This is a genomic window from Methanobrevibacter cuticularis, assembly GCF_001639285.1.
Taxonomy (GTDB): Archaea; Methanobacteriota; Methanobacteria; order Methanobacteriales; family Methanobacteriaceae; genus Methanobaculum; species Methanobaculum cuticulare.
Window position 1 is genome coordinate 23,155 of record NZ_LWMW01000158.1, and the last position, 23,687, is coordinate 46,841.

8 protein-coding genes are annotated in these 23,687 nt (G+C 25.0%); 6 read left to right on the top strand and 2 right to left on the bottom strand.

Features of this window, described 5'->3' with window-relative positions:
• The first annotated feature begins 15 nt into the window (after positions 1 to 15).
• From MBCUT_RS10010 to MBCUT_RS10030, 4 genes are all read left to right on the top strand, one after another.
• Complete coding sequence (locus MBCUT_RS10010) at positions 16 to 11,568, top strand: non-ribosomal peptide synthetase (protein ID WP_067260622.1); 11,553 nt, start codon at positions 16 to 18, stop codon at positions 11,566 to 11,568.
• Positions 11,569 to 11,802: 234 nt separating this feature from the next.
• Positions 11,803 to 13,617: an MATE family efflux transporter gene (locus tag MBCUT_RS10020; RefSeq protein WP_169805443.1), complete on the top strand. Its 1,815-nt coding sequence runs from the start codon at positions 11,803 to 11,805 to the stop codon at positions 13,615 to 13,617.
• A gap of 13 nt (positions 13,618 to 13,630) precedes the next feature.
• The gene (locus tag MBCUT_RS10025; RefSeq protein ID WP_067260630.1) at positions 13,631 to 14,416 is read left to right on the top strand and encodes a 4'-phosphopantetheinyl transferase family protein; all 786 of its coding nucleotides are present in this window, start codon (positions 13,631 to 13,633) and stop codon (positions 14,414 to 14,416) included.
• 623 nt (positions 14,417 to 15,039) lie between these two features.
• Positions 15,040 to 16,977, top strand: coding sequence for a SpoIIE family protein phosphatase (locus MBCUT_RS10030; RefSeq protein WP_067260633.1), 1,938 nt, complete (start codon positions 15,040 to 15,042; stop codon positions 16,975 to 16,977).
• 241 nt (positions 16,978 to 17,218) lie between these two features.
• On the opposite strand, the gene pyrB is transcribed toward MBCUT_RS10030, so the two are convergent.
• Together pyrB and MBCUT_RS10040 are read right to left on the bottom strand one after the other, a co-directional pair.
• Positions 17,219 to 18,139 (bottom strand): aspartate carbamoyltransferase, encoded by a 921-nt coding sequence (gene pyrB / locus MBCUT_RS10035; protein WP_067260636.1) that lies wholly within the window; start codon positions 18,137 to 18,139, stop codon positions 17,219 to 17,221.
• Between the two features lie 581 nt (positions 18,140 to 18,720).
• A complete protein-coding gene (locus tag MBCUT_RS10040; protein ID WP_067260638.1) occupies positions 18,721 to 19,455 on the bottom strand; it encodes a tRNA (adenine-N1)-methyltransferase in 735 nt (244 codons plus the stop codon).
• A gap of 689 nt (positions 19,456 to 20,144) precedes the next feature.
• Between MBCUT_RS10040 and MBCUT_RS11055 the strand changes: the two genes are divergently transcribed.
• Both MBCUT_RS11055 and MBCUT_RS10045 read left to right on the top strand, forming a co-directional pair.
• Positions 20,145 to 20,285, top strand: coding sequence for a hypothetical protein (locus MBCUT_RS11055; protein ID WP_157082580.1), 141 nt, complete (start codon positions 20,145 to 20,147; stop codon positions 20,283 to 20,285).
• A gap of 204 nt (positions 20,286 to 20,489) precedes the next feature.
• The gene (locus MBCUT_RS10045; RefSeq protein ID WP_067260641.1) at positions 20,490 to 23,423 is read left to right on the top strand and encodes a beta strand repeat-containing protein; all 2,934 of its coding nucleotides are present in this window, start codon (positions 20,490 to 20,492) and stop codon (positions 23,421 to 23,423) included.
• Positions 23,424 to 23,687: the final 264 nt, after the last annotated feature.

Consider the following 23,687-nt stretch of genomic DNA (forward strand, 5'->3'; position numbering starts at 1 on the left):
AGTGGATGGATTAACATGAAAACAGGTAAAAACACAATAAAGAATAACAACATTAAAAAAACTATCAATGAAACAAAATATTATCCTCTTACATTTAACCAAATTGGGATATATTATGATATTTTAGAGAATCCTACCTCAACATTTTACAATATTCCCTTTATAGTTCAATTCAAATCAACTGTTAATGTTAAAAAGCTAAAAAATTCAATAATTAAAACTATTGAAGCACATTCTTACTTAAATACAAGACTTGTTAATATTGATTCAAATATTTATCAAAAAGAAATTGAATCTAAAAATATTGAAATCCATATTAAAAATGAAAATTTCACAGACGACACTTTAAAATCTTTTATAAGGCCATATGATTTATTTAATGAAACATTATATAGATTTGAAATATACAACGGCGATAAAAATGAAGTTTACTTACTTATAGATATTAATCATCTAATATTTGATGGATATTCACTTAATTTATTTATAGATGATTTATTAAAGGCATATGCTGGTGAAAAATTAGAAAAAGAAGAATTTAATGCTTATCACTATGCTCTAGATGAAATAAAAAATAAAAACTCTGTTAAATGTAAAACTTCCCAGAAATATTATAAAAACAAACTATCTGATTTTGAAGGACAAACAAGAATTCATTATAGCTTAAATAATCATATTGGTTTAAATATTAGTGATAATAGCGATATTAGTAGTGATAATTGTGTAAAAAATAGTAATAATGACATAAATAATAGTAATATATTAAACAACCTTAATAATAAAAATATTGAAGAAAGAAAAAATATCAGAGGAAAAGAAGAAAGTGAAATTTTAAAAATTAATAAAGAGCTAATAAACGATTTCTGTAAAAAGCTTAGTATCAAGCCAAGTGGATTATTTTTAGGTGCTTTGAACTTAGCAATAAATAAATTTACCCATGATAAAAGTGCAATGATTGCAGTAATATCCAACAATAGACATAATGAAAAATATAAAAATACTATTGGGATGATGGTTAATACATTACCTTTAGTTTTGAAAACAGATAGTGATTTAAGTGTTGAAAATTATCTTTTAAAAATCAAAGCAGAGTTTTTAGAAATTTTAAATAAACAAGAATATCCTTTATCTAAAATTGTGGATGAATATAAAATTAAACCTGAAATTTGCTATTCTTACAGAGATAAACTTATAAAAGAACATGATTTAGTTTCAATTGATTTAATAGAATCAGATACAGCTAAATTTCCTATATCTTTAGATGTTTATACTGAAAACAATAATTTTATCATTGATCTAAAATATGACAGTTTTTTATATACTAAAAATTTAATGAAATCTTTTGCAGAGTCAATTAAATCAATCGTTCTTAATTTTAATGAAAATAAAACAAAACTTGTTAAAGATATTTCTATAGTTCCTAAAAATATAGATTTTAATTTTAAAGATATTGGGGAAGATTTACCTAATGATTTATTTAAAAAACAAGTTAAAAACAGTCCCAACGAAATAGCTTTAATATCTAATAATGAAGAATTTACTTATAAAGATTTAGACGAAAAATCAGACATAATAGCTACTAATCTTTATCAAAAAGGATTGAATATTGAAGATAGGATAATTATAGCTTTAAAACGAGATGTTAATCTAATTACAACTATTTTAGCTTCTATTAAATTAGGAACATGTTTCATACCTGTTGATCCTAACTATCCTATTGAACGAATAAATTATATCTTAAAAGATAGTGAATCTAAATTTATAATAACTGACTATAGTTCTATGTCTCTTGATAATAATATTAACAATAATACTAATATTAATGAGAATAAGGATAATGAGACTAATAATAAGGATAATAATAAGAACAATAATAAGAATAATAAGGATAATAATAAGGATAATAATAAGGATAATAATGAGAATAAGGATAATGATTCTGAATGGATTAACATAGAGGATTTACTTAAAAAAAATACTGAAAATGATATTATTAAAGATACCAATAATTTATTAGATGTTAAAGTAAAGAAAGATAATTTAATCTACATGATTTATACTTCGGGATCTACTGGAAATCCAAAAGGTGCTATGATTACTCATGTTTCGATGGCTAATTTTGTTTGTCCTAATTATGATTCAAACATTGAAGCAATAGCTATTAAAGATAGTTTAAGGATTTTAGCCACTACAACAGTTTCTTTTGATCCATTTTACCAAGAAATATTCACTTCACTTTTCAATGGCTTAACGTGCGTCCTAGCAGATGATAAACAAGCAAAAAATCCATTAGAATTAGTTAAACTTTTTAAAAAAACAGGTTATAAATCTTTTACAACTACTCCTTCTATATTGCTGCAATATTTAACTGTTAATGAATTTGATGAAGTTTTAAATAATATTGACTCAATAATAATTGGAGGTGAAGCTTTTCCTCCAGTTTTATGGGATAAATTAAAAAAATACCCTAATCTTGACATATATAATTCATATGGTCCAACAGAAACAACTATATCATGTAATTCTAAACTACTTTCTAGAGATAATAATAATATTTCAATTGGAAAACCAATGTTAAATGTTGTAGAAGAAATTATAGATATGGATGGTAATATTCTACCTGATGGTGCAATTGGAGAATTATTAATTGGTGGATATGGCGTTGGTCGCGGATATTGGAAAAGAAGCGATCTTACCAAAGAAAAATTCATTGAAATTAATGGATATAAGTTTTTCAAATCAGGAGACTTAGCTATTCGAGAACCAAATGGTGAATATAAAATTGTTGGTAGAATTGATAATCAAGTAAAGCTTAGAGGGCAACGAATTGAAACAGAAGAGATAGAAAGTGTAATTAATTCAAATAATTTTGTAGAACAATCCTACGTTAAAATAGTTATAATTGATGATAATGAGTATTTAGCTGCTTATACTAAGATTGTAAAAGAAAATAACAATAATACTAATTCTAACAATTCTTTTAATTCTCCTAATCTTAATAATTCTTCTAATTCTTCTAATCTTAATAATTCTTTTAATTCTCCTAATCTTAATAATTCTTTTAATTCTTCTAATCTTAATAATTCTTCTAATTCTCTTAATTTTGTTGATGAGGACAATAAATTTAAAGTAGTTTTAAAACAAGAAATAAGTAAAAAACTACCTGAATATATGATTCCAAAAGTGTTTATCAAGATTGAAGAATTCCCATATCTTCCAAGTGGTAAAATTGATACTAACTCATTACCGATACCAACTATAGATGATTTTTTAATTGAAGAAACAATTAAACCAAGAACAGAAATTGAGGAAAAATTATATGACATAATAGCTGAAACTTTAAAACATGGAAATTTTGGTGTTACTACTAATTTATTATCCATAGGATTTACATCTTTATCTATTATTCATATCTTAACAAAAATATTTAAGGAATTTTCAGTTGATTTGGACTTAACAGAGATATTAAAAGACTCTACAATTGAAAATATAGCTATTTTAATTAATAACACTAAAAATAGTGCTGAAAAATCTAATGAACAACATAATATTCAACTGAACACGGAAACTAGGATTTATGATGATTTTTATCCTTTATGTGAAAATCAGTTAGGAATATTCTATGAATTATTAGATAAACCTAATAGTACTCTTTATAATATACCTTCTTTAGTGAGTTTTAAGGATTATATAGATGTAGATAAATTGAAATTAGCTATTATTAATACAATAAATCTTCATCCATATTTAAACACTCGACTTGTAAAAAAAGATGGTGAAATTTACCAGAAAAACTTCCATAATGATTTCGAAGATGAAAATGATATAAAAATATTTAATGAACCTTTAAGTAATAAAATTAAAAAAGAGTTTGTAAGGCCGTTTGATTTATTTACTGAATATTTATATCGATTTGCTATTTATAAAAACAAAAATAATGTTTATTTACTCACAGATTTCAACCATATAATTTTTGATGGTATGTCTCACAATATATTCTTTAGAGACTTATTTATTAATTATAATAATTTTATAAACGATAATAATAGTGATTATAAGAATAATAATGAGTATGGTGATAGTGGGCATACTACTACTACTACTACTACTACTACTACTGATAATTCTATTGATAATGACGATAGTATTAATTATAAAAAAATTATTATTGATTATGATAAGGTTGATATTAATAATACTAATCTTAAAAAAGAAGAATTCAGTGGCTATGATTTAGCTATTGAAGAAGAACAGCTTAAAAACAGTGAAAAATATAAAGAAGCTGAAAAATTCTTTAAAGACAAAATAGAATTTTTTGAAGGAGTTAGTGAAATAAGCCCTCAATTTATAACAAATAAAAATTCGCCTGATTCTTCTAAGTTAAATGATAACCCTACTGAATCAAACCAATATATATACATTAGCAAAGAAAATATTTTAGAATTATCAAAAGAGTTGAATATAACACCTAATATAATATTTTTAGCAGCTACTAATTTAACAATTAATAAATTTTCTTATTCTCATGATGCATTAATTTCCACTATTGCTAATGGTAGAAACAGCTCTAAATACATGAATACTGTAGCTATGATGGTTAAAACATTCATTTTAGCATTACATACCAATAATAAACTAAATGTATTACAATATCTTTTAGATATTAATGAAACATATTTAGATTCTCTTAAACATAGTTTTTATCCAATATCTAGAATTGTTGAAAAATATACTATTAAACCAGAAATAATGTATGCATATCAGGGAGATATTAATGAACACCATGAAGATCTTTCATTTGAAGACTTAGACATTGATTCTGCAAAATTCAAATTTTCAGTAAATGTTTTTGAAGAAAAAGAAAATTTTAAAGTTAAAATAGGATATTATGACGAATTATATTCTGAAGAATATATTAAAACGTTTTTAAATAGCTTTAAAATAATTATAAAGGAATTTATTCAGAATCAAAAGAAGGCTGTTAAAGATATAAGTATTTCAAAATCAGTCAAAGAGATTAACAATGGATTCACCCCAAAGCCAATTCCACAACAGCTATTAAATAAAATTTTTGAAAATAATGTAAGTAAAAATTTAGATAAGATATCTTTAATAGCCGAAGATGGAGAATTTACTTATGATGAGCTAAACAAAAAAGCTAATAGAATAGCTAATGCTCTTATAAGTAAAGGAGTGAAGGTAGAAGATAAAATAATGTTCATGTTAAGGAGAGATAGTAATCTTATCGCAACGGTTCTTGGGATAGTTAAAGCTGGATGTACATTTATACCAATCGATCCTGAATATCCAAAAGATAGAATAAAGCATGTAATGTCAGATAGTGAATCTAAATATATAATTACCAATAATGATTCTGATAATTTAGAAAATGAATTAGATGTAGAATATTTATTAAAAGAAGAAGATGAATCTAACCCTAACCCTAAATTGATTCCAGATAATTCAGCTTATATAATTTATACTTCTGGTTCAACAGGTAAACCTAAAGGAGTGATTTTATCTCATAGTAACATTTCTAATTATGTAACTCCATCTAAAGAAAATGTTTATGCTCATGCTTTAAAAGAAAAATCTAACAGATTATTATCAATAACAACAGTAGCTTTCGATTTATTTTTACATGATATTTTTCTCGCTCTGATGAATGGATTAACTGTTGTTTTTGCAAATGAAGAAAGTTCAAAAAATCCAATAGAACTTGTTAAATTCTTTAAAAAATCGAAATCTGATGCTTTTTCTACCACACCATCACGAATGAGTCAATATTTAGAATTTGATGAATTTAAAAATATATTAAATTATTGTAAAATTATTAGTCTTGGTGGTGAGAAATATCCTCTGAAATTACATAAAACTCTTGAAACTATTACGGATGCTGAAATATTCAATGTTTATGGACCAACAGAAACAACAATATCTTCTAATACCAAACATATTACTAATGATATTATAACTGTTGGTAAACCTTTACTTAATGTAGTTGAAATGGTTGCAGATATTGATGAAAATCCATTACCTCCAGGAATTATGGGAGAATTATATATTGGAGGATTTGGTGTTTCTAAAGGTTATTTAAACAGAAAAAAACTCACAAACGAACGATTTATTAACATCGATGGTTTAAACTATTATAAATCTGGAGATTTTGCTATTGAAGATGAAAGTGGGGAATATGCTATAATTGGAAGAATGGATAATCAAATAAAGCTTAGAGGACTTAGAATAGAAATTGGTGAAATTGAAAATATCATTAGTAATTATCCCACTATAAAAGAAATTGTTGTTTTAATAAAAGAAATTAAGTTTAATGAACATTTATGTGCATATTTTACTAGTAGTGAAACTATTGATATTAATGATTTGAAAACTAAATTAAAAGAAAAATTAGTTCCCTATATGGTTCCATCTTATTTTATTGAATTAGATGAATTACCTATGACTCCAAATGGAAAAACTGATATTAAAAAATTACCTGAACCTCCTGGATTAGATTCTACTGAAATAAATATAAATATAGATGAAAATATTCATGAATTTGATAATTCTCCAAGTAATATAGTTGAGGAGAGCATCTTTAATATTGTTAAGGATATAATTGGATATGAAGATTTTGGAATCAACACTGATTTGTTCCAAATAGGATTTACTTCACTTTCTATTATTAAATTAATGGTCAAAATATCGGAAAAATTTGATGTAGAGCTTACTTTAGCTAATATATTGGAAAATGAGAATATAAGAAATATATCTAATCATATTATAAATATTATATTTTCCTATTCATCTGAAGTCCAAGCATTAAATGAAAGATTAACATCGTTGTCATCTGAGAAAGAAATAGATAAAAATAATGATATTGGTATTCAATATAATAACAATAAACTAATTGATTTTAAAGAAGATATTGTTGTTGATAATGGTAACAGTGGATTAGTTGATTTTAAAGAGGATATTGTTGTTGATAATGGTAACAGTGGATTAGTTGATTTTAAAGAGGATATTGTTGTTGATAATGGCAATAACAATGAGCTATATCCTTTAACTCAAAATCAACTTGGAATATATTTAGATTATGTTAAAAATCCAGATAAATTAATATATAATATACCTTTTGCAATAACTTTTGATAAAGATATTAATGTAACTAAATTAATTGAATCTGTGAACAATTCTATTTATAATCGTCCATATATAATGGTAAAATTAATTGAGGAAAAAGGACAAATTTATCAAATTAAAAATAATCTGATTAATACTAATAATAATACTAATAATCTTAATAATGATTTAAATAATAATAAGCCATATGTTGATATACCAGTTATTAAGGAAAAAGTGACTGAAAAAGTAAAAAAAGACTTTGTTAAACCTTTTAATCTATTAAATGATGACCTATTCAGATTTAAAATATATAAAAATGAAGAAAATGTAACTCTTTTAATTGATTTTCATCATATAATATGTGATGGTTATTCATTAAATTTATTTTTACATGATATTAAAAAAGCTTACAATAATGAACAATTATCTGTTGAAAAATACACTGGGTTTGATTTACCATTAAAAGAGAAAGAATTTGAAAAGACAAAATATTATAAAGAAGCTGAATTATATTACAAAAATAAATTGAAAGGTTTCGATGGTGAGCAAGTAATAAGCCCAGATAAAAATAATAACGAAATAAATGGAAATGTAGTGAATAAGTCAATAATTATTTATAAAAACACGATCGATGAATATTGTAAAAACAATTATTTAAGTCAAAATACATTATTTTTATCAGCTGTTACAATAGCTCTAAGTAAATTTGTATATAATGAAAATATATTAATATTTAGTCTATTTAATGGTAGAGATGATATTAATTACTCTGATACATTTGCAATGATGGTTAAAAATATTCCAATAATAGCTAAAATAGATGGTGAAAAAACTATTGGAGAATATTTAAAATATATGGGAGAAAATTATTTCAATTTAATCAAATATAGCTCATATCCATCAACAAAACTTATGGAAAAATATGAAATAAAACCTGAGTTTATATATTCATATCAAGGACAAATTCTCGATGAATTAGAAGTGGATGGTAAAAAAATAGAAGTTGAATCATTAGAATTAGATACTACAAAATCTAAACTAGCTATTCAAGTAGAAGAAACTCAAAATAAATTTAAAATTTTAACAGAATACAATGATGCATTGTATAGTGATGACATAATTAAAAAATTCTTAAAAAGTGTGGAATCCATAATATATCAAATTATAAACAGTAATAATATTGAAAACAATAATAGAAATCCAGATAATACTAAAACTGAAAACAACACTAAAGATGAAGATAATACTAAAACTGAAAACAACACTAAAGATGAAGATAATACTAAAACTGAAAACAACACTAAAGATGAAGACAATACTAAAAATAAGCTCAAAAACATATCACTCATATCTAAAGATGAATTAGAGTCAATTGACAAGAATAATCCCTTAACTCCGATTAAAGAACAGTTATTAAATAAGGTTTTTGAAAATCAAGTAGAAAAAAGTAAGGATAAAATAGCTTTAATAGCAGAAGATGGAGAATTTACTTTTGATGAATTGAATAAGAAATCCAATAGAATAGCCAATGCTCTTATAAAAAGAGGGGTGAAAATAGAAGATAAAATAATGCTCATGGTTAATAGAGATAGTAATTTAATAGCTTCTATTTTAGGAATAATCAAAGCTGGATGTGTTTATATTCCTATTGATCCAGAATACCCTGAAGATAGGATAAACCATGTCATGAGTGATAGTAAATCTAAATATATTATAACAAATAAAAATTTACCTAATAAGATAACTATAGATGAACTTTTAAGAGAATCTAATGATAAAAATCCTAATCCAAAAATAACTCCTAAAAATTTAGCTTATATTATTTATACTTCTGGTTCCACTGGAAAGCCAAAAGGTGTCATGATTACTCATGAAGGAATAACTAATTTAATTTATCCTTCAGAAAAAAATGTTTTCACATTTGATTTAGTAAAAAGAGCAAGTAAATTATTATCGGTAATTACAGTTGCATTTGATCCTTCTTTAAATGATTACTTCAATACTCTTATGAATGGATTAACATTAATATTTGCAAATGATGTAGAATCTAAAGACCCAATAGCACTTTCTAAATTATTTGCTAAAACAAAGCCAGATGCATTTAGTCTGACTCCTGCAAGATTAATGCAATATTTAGAGTATAAAGGAATTCAAGAAGGATTAAAAAATTGTAAAGTCTTAATACTTGGAGGGGAAGCTTATAGCTTTAAATTGCATAAAACAATAAGAAAATATAGTAATGCAAATATTTTCAATGAATATGGCCCAACTGAAATTACAATAGCTTGTAATGGTAAGAAAATCATGGATGACGATGAAATAATAACTGTAGGTAAACCATTATTTAATGTAAAAGAACTAATTCTTGACATGGATAATAATCCATTACCTCAAGGAATTATAGGTGAATTAGCTGTTGGGGGTCTTGGAGTTTCAAAAGGGTACTTAAATAGAGAAGAACTTAATAAAGAAAAATTCATAGAAATAAATGGAGATATTTATTACAAAACTGGTGATTTCGCTAAATGTGAAAAAAATGGGGAATATTCTATATTGGGGAGAATGGATAATCAAATAAAACTTAGGGGACTTAGAATAGAAATAGGTGAAATTGAAAGCAAAATAAATGAATATTACAAAATTAAGTCTTCACTTGTAATCATAAAGACTATTAAATCTCAAGAACACTTATGTGCATACTTTACAGCTTCTGAAAATATTGATACTGATGATTTAAAAACTGAAATATCTAAGCATTTAGTTCCTTATATGGTTCCAAGTATTTTTACTCAGTTAGATGAGTTTCCACAAACTTCTAATGGAAAAATTGATGTAATATCTCTCCCTGAAGCTGAAATAAGTAGAAATGATTATTTAGCACCTGTAAATGATGATGAAAAATCCTTTGTTGAGATATTTGAAAATGTTCTTAAAGCAGATAAAATTAGTACTAATGATAATTTTTTCATGCAAGGTGGAACTTCTCTTTTAGCTACAAAAGTTGTTGTAGAAGGGGTTAAAAAAGGATATACTATTTCTTACGGCGATGTTTTCAAATACCAAACTCCTCAAAAAATTGCCAATGCAGTAATTAATAATAAATTTGCAGCTTCTCAATTTATTGGTAATGAGACTGTTGATAATAATGAAGATGAAGGAATAACTATTGAAAAAGAGGAAATAATTGAAAATGAGGGAATTATTGAAAATGTAGCTAAAAATGATTTAAATATTAATGAAAATTCCAAATTATATTCTATAGATAATATAAATTCTAATAACCTTACTAACAAATTAAAAGATATTTTAAAATTGAAAAATCTTGAAAACTTTGATAAGGATAAAATAGAAGATTTGGGCAATATATTATTAACTGGTACTACTGGATTTTTAGGTATACATATTTTACAAGAATTTTTGGAAAATGAAACTGGAAATATATATTGTATGTTACGTAAAGGTAGACAATCTGATGTAGAGAAGAGATTGAAAACATTACTATTTTATTATTTCAGTAATAACTATGAAAAGCTGTTTGGTAAAAGAATTCATTTAATAGAGGGGGATGTGACAAATAGGAGTGATTTTGATAAATGTCTAAAATATCCAATTGATACAGTTATAAATGCTGCTGCAAATGTAAAACATTTCTCTCATGGGAGTGATATTGAGGATGTAAATATTGGAGGAGTAATTAATTCAGTAAACTTCTGTAAAGAAAAAAATTCTAAACTAATTCATGTTTCAACAGTCAGTATAGCTGGAATGAGTATAAATAATATTCCACCAACTAACATTAAATTTGATGAAAGTATGTTATATGTAAATCAAAATTTAAATAATAAATATATTAATAGTAAATTTAAAGGTGAAGAGATTATATTAGAATCAGTTTTAAATAAGGAAATTGATGCTAAAATAATGAGAGTTGGAAACTTAATGGCAAGAGATAAAGATAGTGAGTTTCAGATTAATTTCAATACAAACTCTTTTATAAATCAATTAAAATCTCATTATATCATTGGAAATATCCCATATAAAATGATGAATGAATCAGTTGAATTTAGTCCTATAGATAGTACTGCAAAATCAATATTGTTACTTTCCAAGACTCCTAAAGAATATATGATTTTCCATTGCTATAATAATCACAGTATTACAATGGGAGATATTGTAAATGTTATGAGAAAACTAGGTCTTGAAATTAAAGGATCTACTCTTGAAGAGTTCGAAAAAGCTTTAAATAATACAATGGAGGATGAAGAAAAAATTACTAAAATATCTGGCATGATTTCGTCATTAAACACATTAGAAATTCCTATTTCGGGTGTTAATGAATATACAACTGAACTTCTGTATCATTTGGACTTTAACTGGCATGTAATTACAGATGAATATTTATATACTTTTATAAAATATCTTAATGACTTAAATTTCTTTGATTAGATAAACTACATTATTACATTAATTATATTTTAATAATTGTATTGTATAGGTTTATTACAATAGTATATTTTAATAATATACTTTAATAATTGTATTGTATGGGTTTATTACAATAGTATATTTTAATAATATACTTTAATAATTGTATTGTATGGGTTTATTACAATAGTATATTTTAATAATATACTTTAATAATTGTATTGTATGGGTATATTTTATAATAAAGGTAAGAACATGTTTGAAAGGAATTTTAAATTAACATATGCTAAATATAAGGAATTTTTCCTACCAACACTACTTATAACGGCTTCTATAAATGTTACTTCAGTTATTGATAGTATTATTATAGGTAACCTCATAGGTTCTAATGCACTTGCAGCCACAGTTTTATGTATACCTATAATGACAATTATCACATGTTTAGAAATGATTTTAGGATTTGGTGGATCTACTTTGGCTGTAATATCTAAAGCAGAACATAAATTTTTAAGATCAAAACAAATATTTACAATATCTATTCTATCATTATTAATTATTGGATTATTTATGGCTATTTTTGGAAATATATTTTTAATAGATATTTCCAATGTTTTAACACAAGGTAATCAAAGTTTATCTTATTTAGTATCTGACTATCTTGGTTTTATATTTTTAGGAACACCATTAATGCTTATATCATTAGGAATTAGCTATTTTATACGTGCTGAAGGAAAACCTAAAACAGCTACGATGGTTTTTATAATTGCAAACATAGTAAATGTTATAATGGACATCGTTTTTATAGAGTATTTTAATATGGGAATTGCTGGAGGTAGTTTAGCTACTTTTGTAGGTTACTGCTTTGGAATGATTTTAGTAATAAGATATCTAATTTCAAAAGATAGAATTACAAAATTCACAACAAATCTACAAAATAAATTTAACATATTAAAATCTATTATTATATTAGGACTTTCACCTGCATCAGGGCAAATATTCATGTTTTTAAAAATATTGATTATTAACTCTCTTGTATTAATAACTTTAGGGAGTTCTGGTGCTGTTGCTATGGCAACTTGTTTTGATGTTCTTTTATTAATATCCATCTTAATAGCAGGTATTTGTGAAACATTTTCACCAATAGTAGCTGTTCTTTATACCGAAAAAGACAACAATGCAGTAAAATTCGTAATGAAGCACTCATTTAAAATAGCTATTGCATTTACTACGATATTTACCTTAATCATAATCCTTGTACCTAATTTAATTGTTCAAATATATGGAATTACAGGTTCTGAGAATATTGATATAACAATAAATGCCTTAAGAATTTTCTCAATAAGCTTTATTGGTACAGCCATTACTTTTATCATGTTATTCTACACTCAAGCGATTGAACAAAATAAATTATCATTTTTAATTTCTATTTTCGAAGGTTTACTAATATTAATTCCTGTAGCATATATTTTGAGTAATTTCATAGGGGGTAATGGAATATGGATTTCATTTACAATAGCTGAAATTGTAACAATATTTGTAATATTAATTTCAGTTAAAATAATTTCTTTAAAATCTAAAGGTAGATTTAAAGGATTTCTATTATTAGAACAAAATAATGATCTTGAAATTTTAGATATAACAATAAAAGGACATGTGGATGAAGTTATAAATTTATCTAAAAAAATTATAGATTTTTCTAATAAAAAAGGGCTAAATGAAAAAACAGCTATGTATCTAGGATTAGCTATTGAAGAAATACTTGTAAATATTATTAACTATAATAATAACCAATATAATCTGATTAATAATAATACCATGATTAATAATAAATTGAATAATAAAAATGAAAATTTAGATTTCATCGATATTTTAATAAAGATTGGGAAAAAGGAAGTAATATTATCTTTCAAGGATTCTGGTATAGAGTATGATCCAACAATTCAATCTGACAATATTCAAGAATTTGATAACATAACAGTACTTAAGAAAATATCCGATAAAATAAGTTATAGTAGAGTTTTAGGATTAAATAATACTATAATAAATATTAAAATTTTAGATTTAAATTAATTAATATGATAAAATGCTTTTATATTACATGAATATTGCAGATTTGGACTTGAACCAAGTAAAAGATAAGGTGTCCGAAAATAGGTGGAAATATTCAAAAAAATATATCTATCAAAAAGATAAACTTCTCTCTCTTGGAGGAGAAGCTTTATTAAATTATCTATTGAAGAAAATTAAAATTCATGATCCTATTTTTATTAATAATAGTCTTGGAAAACCTTGTTTGAAAAATTATCCTGAAGTTCATTTTAATATTTCTCACTCAGAAAAATATGTATTTTGTGGAGTATCATATCTTCCAATAGGTCTTGATATCGAATGTATCCATAAAATAGACTTAAGCATTGCCAAAACACAATTTCATCAAAAAGAATATGAATATATAATAAATAGCCAGAATAAATATGAAGCATTTTTTAAAATATGGGTTTTAAAAGAGAGTTATCTTAAAATGACAGGAATAGGGCTTAAATCCAAATTAAACTCTTTTTTCATAGATATTGGTGAAAATAATAATATCAAAGTATTTAAAAATAAAAATCATCAAAATTATCATAGTCATGATAATATTCAGAAGTATCATAATTATTTAAAAAACAAAAAATTGATTGAAGATTACAAAAATTACAATAATATTGAAAATATTGAATATTTAAAATTCTCAAATAAACATGAAAATGGAATAAAATTTAAACATTTGAATATTATTGATGATAAAAAAAATGAATATGCATTAGCGGTATGTGCATTTGAAAAAATTGGAAAATTAAAATTTATAGAAACTGAAAAAATATTATAATTTAAATTATTATAGTCAATTTGATAAAGTTCTTAATGAATAATTCATCTAAAAAATATTATAATCTTAATTTAATAATTTTAATCAATTCATCTAAAAAATATTATAATCTTAATTTAATAATTTTAATCAATTCATCTAAAAAATATTATAATCTTAATTTAATAATTTTAATCAATTTATTAAACTAATAGTATATTAAATAATATATTTTTAATAATAATTAATTTTAAGATATTATAATTAAAAATAAATAATGTTGAGAGTTTAATTTATCTTCAAAATTTAAGAAGTTTTCCATAAATACTATAGTTTTAATCAATATTAGATTAAGAAACAGGATTAAATATTATAGTTTTAATAATAATCAATTTTAAGATATTATAATTAAAAATAAATAATGTTGAAAGTTTAATTTATCTTCAAAATTTAAGAAGTTTTAAAGATATACTATAATTCAATATAAATCTAAAATAAAATATGAATTTAAAAATATGTATTATTTTAAGAATTAGGTATTTTATTTAATAATTATCTATATTATCTAAGAATTAAATATATTTAAAAGTTTTTCAATATGATAAAAAATAATTTTTCAATATTTTAAAGAGAGTTGGATTGAAATGAAGAATGTAGAATCAAAACTTATAGATTATGATAGTTATAGATCAAAATTATTCATATTAATAATTTGTTCTATTATTTTTGTCATAGTTGCTGTTCCTTTTCGTTACTTTTTTCCAATCTTTAATATATCTGAATTAAGACCTGCCAGTGCTTTACCCCCTGTTTTTGGAATGATGTTTGGTTTTTGGGGGGCATTAGGCGCAGCTCTTGGAAATTTAGTTTTTGATATAATTGCAGGATATCCTCCCATCATATTAATAATTGGTTTTATTGCACAGTTTTTGTTTGGTTATATCCCTTATAAATTATGGTATAGTTTTACCATAGGTGAAAAACTTACTAAACCGAGATTAGACACAGTAAACAATCTTTTAAAATTTATAATCGTAATTTCAATAACAGCTTTAACAATGACTGGCTTACTTGCTTTTTTATCAGAATCAATGGGAATTTCAGATTTTGTTTCTTTACCTACACTAATATTTTTATTTAATAATTTTGACTTTTCTATGATTATTGGAGTTTTAATTATTTCAATTGCTAATATTTATGGGATTAATATGTATTCACCAAAAAATAAAGAAACTAATATTAATCCTAAAATATTTGACTTTTCTTTAGAAATAGCTATTCTAATTGGTTTATCATACTTTTTATATTCAATTATTCACGGATCAAGTGAATATGTACTATATATAGGAATCATATTCTATATTCTAACAATTTTTTTCATTTTCAAACCAATTACTCGACAAATTATTAATGGAGTCCAAAAAGTAACTTTAACTGAAAAATTCATCTTTGTTTTTATTACAATTGGCACTATTATGTCCATTCTAACAGGAATCGAAGGATTTTATTCTATTCAAATTACTCAGGAACAATTACTAAACTTTTGGAATCATGTATATATAAACATGACTATTATTATTTTTATTTTCTATATTTCTGCTATAGGATTTTTATGGTATATTGAAAAAAACATTACAAACCCTATAGAATCTATCTCTAATTCTGTTAATGAATATACAACAAGTCGGAAGAAAATTCAAGATTCAAATAAAATAATAAAAAAAATTAGCCAATATTCAAATAAACAATCTGAAAGTGGGATTTTAGCTAAGTCATTTGAACAGATGATTAAAGATTTAAAAGTATATATGGAAGATTTAGAAAAAATAACTGCTGAAAAAGAGAAAATTAATACAGAGTTAACTATAGCAACCAATATTCAAAAATCAACACTTCCAAAAGAATTTTTACCTTCACAAGGTAAAGGAAAGTTTGATATTTCTGCAATTTCATATCCTGCAAGAGAGGTAGGAGGAGATTTTTATGATTTCTTTTTCATCGATAATAATCATATAGCTATTGTTATCGGAGATGTTTCAGGTAAAGGTATTCCTGCAGCATTATTCATGATGTTATCTAAAACTCTTATCAAAAATGAGGTAACATATGAATCAAATCCTAAAATTATATTCAAAAATGTTAATAATCAACTTTCAAAAGATAATGGTGAAAACATGTTTGTAACTGCTTGGATGGGAATCTTAGAAATAAACACTGGTAAATTTGTCTATGCAAACGCAGGACATAATCCTCCGTTACTAAAAACTTCTTCACAATATACACCTCTTAAATCAAAATCAAATTTTGTCTTAGGACCAATTGAAAATATTGAGTATACTCAAAATGAATTATTACTTAAAAAAGGAGATAAATTATTATTGTATACAGATGGAATAACAGAAGCCATCAATGAAAAAAATGAGTTTTTTGGTGAAGAAAATTTAATCAATATATTAAATAAATCAAATTTACCTATAAGAAATCTATTAATTAAAATAAAAGATGATGTTGATGAATTTTCTAAAAACCTTGAACAATTTGATGATATAACTATGCTAATTTTAGAGTATAAAAATGAATAGTTCATATTAAATTTTAACTCACCTGTCCATACATACATATAGAAAATTAAAAATAGCTTATATATAATTTAATAGGACAATGTAATTAGGTTATATGAATTCATATGAAAATTAAAGGATGGGTTATATATAATTTAATAGGACAATGTAATTAGGTTATATGAATTCATATGAAAATTAAAAATAGCTTATATACAATTTAATAGGACAATGTAATTAGGTTATATGAATTTTTAGCTGATTACATTTTATTTTTAATAATATTTTTTAAAATAGCCATTCGTATTGGAACACCATAGAAAGCTTGTTCAAAATATTTATTATACTTTGTATTGTCTATATCATGAGCTATTTCATCAATTCTTGGTAGTGGATGCATTACAATAAGATCTTTTCCTTTTATTAAATCATAGTTGATTAAATAAGCACCTTTGATTTTTGAATATTCTTCAACATCAGGAAAACGTTCTTTTTGAATTCTTGTTACATATAAAACATCAATATCATCAATAACATCTTTTATATTACTTGTTTCATTGAATTTTATATTATTCTTTTTTAAATCATGAAGGATTTCGTTGGGCATCTTTAAATCATCAGGAGCTACAAAAGTCATTTCTGTACCGAACATACCTAATGCATAAGCAAGTGAATGCACAGTTCTACCATACTTTAAATCCCCAACTAAAGCAACATTTAGACCTTTAATTTTATTAAATTCTCGCTTTATAGTATATAGATCTAACAATGTTTGAGTAGGATGTTGACCAGCCCCATCTCCAGCATTAATCACAGGAACATCAACAATATCAGAAATAAACCTACCTACTCCTTCTAAATCATGTCTTATCACAATAGCATCACTATACGCTTCAAACATCTTTGAAGTATCAGCTAAATTTTCACCTTTAGAAACTGAACTAGCAGCACTCCCTGCAAAACCAATACAATTTCCACCAAGTCTTTTCATAGCTGTTTCAAAGGATAGCCGTGTTCTTGTAGATGGCTCAAAGAACATCATTCCTAATATTTTACCAGCTAATTCTTCAGATTTTTCTTGAGACATGGCCACTTTTTCAAGCTTTTTAGCTTCATCTAAGATAAAATTAATATCTTCTTTCTGAAAGTCCTTTATTGATATTACATCTTGTAGGTTGAAAATTTATATCACTCTCAGTTTAAGTATATAGTTTCTGTAATAAATAATTATTCATATCAAAAATATTTGTACAAGTTAAATTGTTTTTAAGGATATTTTAATACAATTTAATTATAAGTTAGATTTATTTCACATATAAATTAACTAGAATTTTAATACAATTTAATTATAATTTACATATATTTCAAGTGTAAATTAATTATAATTATAATATATTTTAGTCATAATTTACATATATTTCAAGTGTAAATTAATTATAATTATAATATATTTTAGTCATAATTTACATATATTTCAAGTGTAAATTGATTATAATTATAATATATTTTAGTCATAATTTACATATATTTCAAGTGTAAATTGATTATAATTTTAATATATTTTAGTCATAATTTACATATATTTCAAGTGTAAATCAATTATAATTATAATATTAATATTTATAATATAATCTCAATTAATAGTATAACTGACTTTCATTAAGAAAATTATAATTATGGTAGATGTGGCTTTCATATAATAAGATTATTATTTTCAAAAAGTATTTCAAAAAATGCTGAGCAAATTTTACAGTTTTAAAATCTTTATAGTTTACGAGCAAATAAAAGATAACCACTATGGCCAACCATTCGAGTTTTTGGCCTTGTTCCTTGAGGTCTTACTTCTAATTCTCTTTCTAATGTTTCAACAATAGCTAGATCACTAAAACCTAATTTTTTAGCTATTCTATAAGATGTTTCAATTTGGTCTATATAAGGGGCATATATGACTAAGTGTCCCCCTAGATTTAATGATTCATAAACATCTTCAAAAATTTCATAAGGTTTTGTAAGATCAAGAAAAACTAAATCAATGTCATTTTCATCTATTCCTTCTTTAATATCCTTATTTTTCACTTCAATAATATCTTCTAATTCAAAGGAACTGATGTTTTTTCTAGCTATTTCTGCAAAATCTTCTCTTATTTCATAGCTGTAAACATGACCTTCTCTTCCAACTATATTTCCAAAGTTTAATGCAATAGCTCCAGCTCCCGTACCTGCATCTACAACTTTATTTCCATTACCAAGACCAGTTTTGGCTATTACACTCCCAATGTCTTTTTGGATAAGTATTGAGCATCTTCTATCCATTAAATCTATGAAATCATTTATATTAGGTTTTATGACCTTAAATTCTTTATTTAGATGGGTGGTTAATCTATCTCCAATTGAAGCATTAGCTATTTGTTCTTCAGAAATTATTCCTAAATCACTTTGGAACTCTTGAGATTTTCCTAGTAAATATTTTTTCCCTCTTTCATCCATTATTATTATCAATTAATCACCTTAATTCATTTGATTTTTTATATTATATATTTAATACACCAGTTTCATTATTTCTGTCATTATATATTTATTATTAGATTATTTGATGAGATATTATTTCTATTATAATAAATTATAATAGCTCTATAATATAAATTGAAATTAATAAATTGGATATTATTAATTATTTATAGATAAATACTTGACTATTTTAAGTATAACATAATAATTTGAAGGTGTAAAAATTGGCGTGTTTTGATTTTTTCATGATTTTTGACATGAAATTGTGTTCTGTTTTTGAGTTGGAATTTCATTTTGATGAGTTTTTCACAGATGTTACATGTTTTATTTCCTGAAAAACTTGTTAAAAATTCGTTAAATTTGTGCATAGGATAGAAAAAAAATCATGTTGTGAAAATAAAGTCAATTACTCATGATATTAGTATATGTTCTATAGATTATAATCTTTTCGATTTTTTCATTTTCTCCCCCAATTTTTGAAAAAAGGTTGAATATGAGTTTTTTGCCTTTTTATTTATGTATATAATTTAAATGGTAGTATCTTGTTATTGTGGTGTATTATTATTTTTTTATAATAAAAGAATAGATTGAAAATCCGATGAGGGATTAAATAACTTAGTTTCATGAAAAAGATAATTTTTTGTGTTTAATTTCTGTGTGGATGGTTTTAAGTTCTTTACATGTTTAGGGGGGGGGGGGTAGTCTATGGAATTAGTTCTGAGTTGTGGTTTCTTCTTGTTTTGGCATTGGAGTGTGTAGAAGTGATATCTTTATATATGGGTAATTACTATAAGTATGTTTGTCCAGTAATTAAAAGTTAATAGTTTAATAGGATACTAACTGTTCTTCCAATAACTAACAAATTTTTTCCATTTATTATTGATAAGATATTAGTTAGTATGTGATGATTGTTAAACATTTTTTAGTTTTTTAACTAATGGCTGGCATTATATTGAATATTAGATATTTAAGTAAAAATACGGTTCGATATATTAAATAAAAAAATATTGAGGTGAATTTAAATTATGTATAAAAATGAATTTAAGAAATTATCGGCTTTTTTGATAATTTCCGCAATAATAGCTATTGGCACTTTTTCTTTAATCGGCACAACAAACGCAGCAGACGTTACTATTAATAACACTACTACTATACAAGCTGCATCAATCGGCAACAGTAGCTTTAATGATGGTGATACGCTGTACTTAGAAGATGGTGTATATTCAGGAACAGGTAACAAAAATCTTGCAATCAGCAAAAATATGACAATAGCTGCTTTAAACAAAGGTGGAGCAATAATCAACATGGAAAACAGTGGACGAGCATTCACAATAAGTGCGGGAATCAACCTAACACTGATAAACATAACCTTCATAAACGGAAACGTTACTGGTGATGGTGGTGTAATCACATCAACGCAAGCTAACATTATATTAACCATAACTAACTGTACATTCGAAAACAACACCGCAAATAATGGTGGAGCAATTTATCTGCTTGGAAATAGTTTAAATAATACTCTAAAAAATTCAGTATTCAAAAACAACAAAGCAATTAATAATCAGGGTGCTGTAAGACTAAGTGGAGATAATATTGATAATTCGATTTATAATTGTACTTTTGAAAACAACAAAGCAACTAATTTTGGTGCTGTATCTCTGACTGGAGTTAATGGTATTAATTTGGTTGATAATTGTAGTTTTGAAAACAACACTGCAAGTGTTAGTTATGGTGCTTTAATTACCAATGGAGATGGTTCCAATAATACTCTAAAAAATTCAGTATTCAAAAACAACAATGCAGGTGTTAATATCGGTGCTTTATATCTGAATGGAGTTAATAATATTAATTTGGTTGATAATTGTACTTTTGAAAACAACACTGCAAGTAATGACTATGGTGCTTTATCTATAGATGGAGTTGATTCCAGTAATACTCTCGAAAATTCAGTATTCAAAAACAACAATGCAGGTGTTAATCATGGTGCTGTAAACATTAATGGAGTTAATAGTAGTAATTTGCTTGATAATTGTAGTTTTGAAAACAACACTGCAGGTACTAGTTATGGTGCTTTACGTATGGGTGGATCTGGTTCTACTAATACTCTCGAAAATTCAGTATTCAAAAACAACAATGTGATTGTTAATTTTGCTGCTGCATATCTAAGTGGAGCTAATAGTACTAATTTAGTTGATAATTGTACTTTTGAAAATAACACTGCAACTAATTTTGTTACTTTAACTATTCCTGGAGATGGTTCTAGTAATACTGTCAAAAATTCAGTATTCACCAACAATACTGCGAATAATACTGCTATTGTACGTATAGATGGGCTTAATAGTATTAATTTAGTTGATAATTGTACTTTTGAAAATAACACTGCAACTAATTGTGGTGGTTTAAGTATGGTTGGAGTTAGTTCTAGTAATACTATCAAAAATTCAGTATTCAAAAACAATAATGCAAGTAGTGGTAGTTATGGTGCTTTAGATATTAATGGTGATGGTAGTAATAGTGTTTTGGATAATGTTACTGTAGTTAATAATTCTGCTGGTGTTAATGGTGGTGGAATAGGATTTGTTGCGGATAATAATGTGCTTACTATTAAAGATAGTATTATAAGTGATAATACTGCTGTTAAAGAAGGTGGTGCATTATTTGCTACTGGTGAAAATAAGACTATTAATATAGAAGGTAGTGCTTTGGTGGATAATAGTGCTAAGATTGGTGGAGCATTGGATATTAATGGTGAAGAAGCTGAAGTCAATATAGATAGTTCATTGTTTGAGAATAATTCTGCTAGTTCTAATGGTGGAGCAATAGATATCAATGGTAATTTCCATGAGACTAATATTAACAACTCTACATTCAACAATAACTCTGCTAAAAATGGTGGAGCAATCAACAGCAACGGTGAAAATAATAATATAACAGCTAATGATACTGATTTCAACAACAACAATGCTATAAATAAAGGTGGAGTAATCAACAGTAATGGTGATAGTAATGTTATTGTTTTGGATAATTCAACAGCAACTAACAACACCGCACGAGAAGGTGGAGCAATCAGTAGTACTGGTGATGAAAACGAAATAGCTATAGATAACAGTGAATTATCAGGCAATAATGACGGAATATTAAAAAGTGAAGGTGATAATAACAAAATCACAGTCGATAACTCTACTATGACTAACAATACAGCAAAAGACGGACTAATCACCAATGAAGGCGACAACAACAATGTAACTATTAACAATACTAATTCAACCAATAACACTGGTGATATCGTATCCAATACAGGTAATAATAACACCGAATCAGAGAACAACAGTAATATAACCGTTGATGTAACTTATGAAACTAACACCGATTTAGTGATTTTTTCAAGTAATGGACAAATCATAATAACAGCAATACTGACAAACAAAAACACTGGAGAAAAATTAGCAGGCGAAAAAGTTTATTTCTACGTTAATGGTAAACAAGTAGGTTCAACAACAACTGATAAATACGGCGAAGCAAGATTCATTTACAAAGTACCAAAAACAGCTAACTACAATGTATATGCAAAATCACAACAAACTACAATAACTAACGCAAGTGGAAACTATGTATTCAAAGAATCAGCAAGTGTAACAAAAACCTTAAATGTTAACAAACCACTAACACCAGCAAAAATAAAAGTTTACAGCAAAAAAACAACTTCAAAAAAGACTAAAAAATACAAAGTCTACTATATTACCTATTCAATCAAGAATTATGGAGAAAAAACAGGCTCAAAGACATTCACAAAATCACTCAAAAACATACTCAAAAAACACAAACTCTACAAAATACAAACAACAAAAAACACCAAATACAACTACAACAAAGCATCCAAAATACTAAAAACAATGGTCAAAAACCTAGCATACAATAAAATAGCTAAACTCAAAATAACAGTATACAAAAAAGCCTAAAAAAGAACAGATTAATTTATGCTATATATTTTTTTGGAAAGAAATTAATTAATATAGTATTCTTTCCAAACATTCTTTTTTTCCTTTATTTCATAATTTAATTAACATTTATCTATTTTCATCTTATTAAAACATTAATAAAGTCTTTGTATATTTTGTTCATGATAGAAAAATAAAAAAGCTACTTGGTGAGATTTATATTTTATGCACAATAGGAAATTTTATCATGTTATAATTTTCATTTGTCACTTAAAAAAGCTTTAA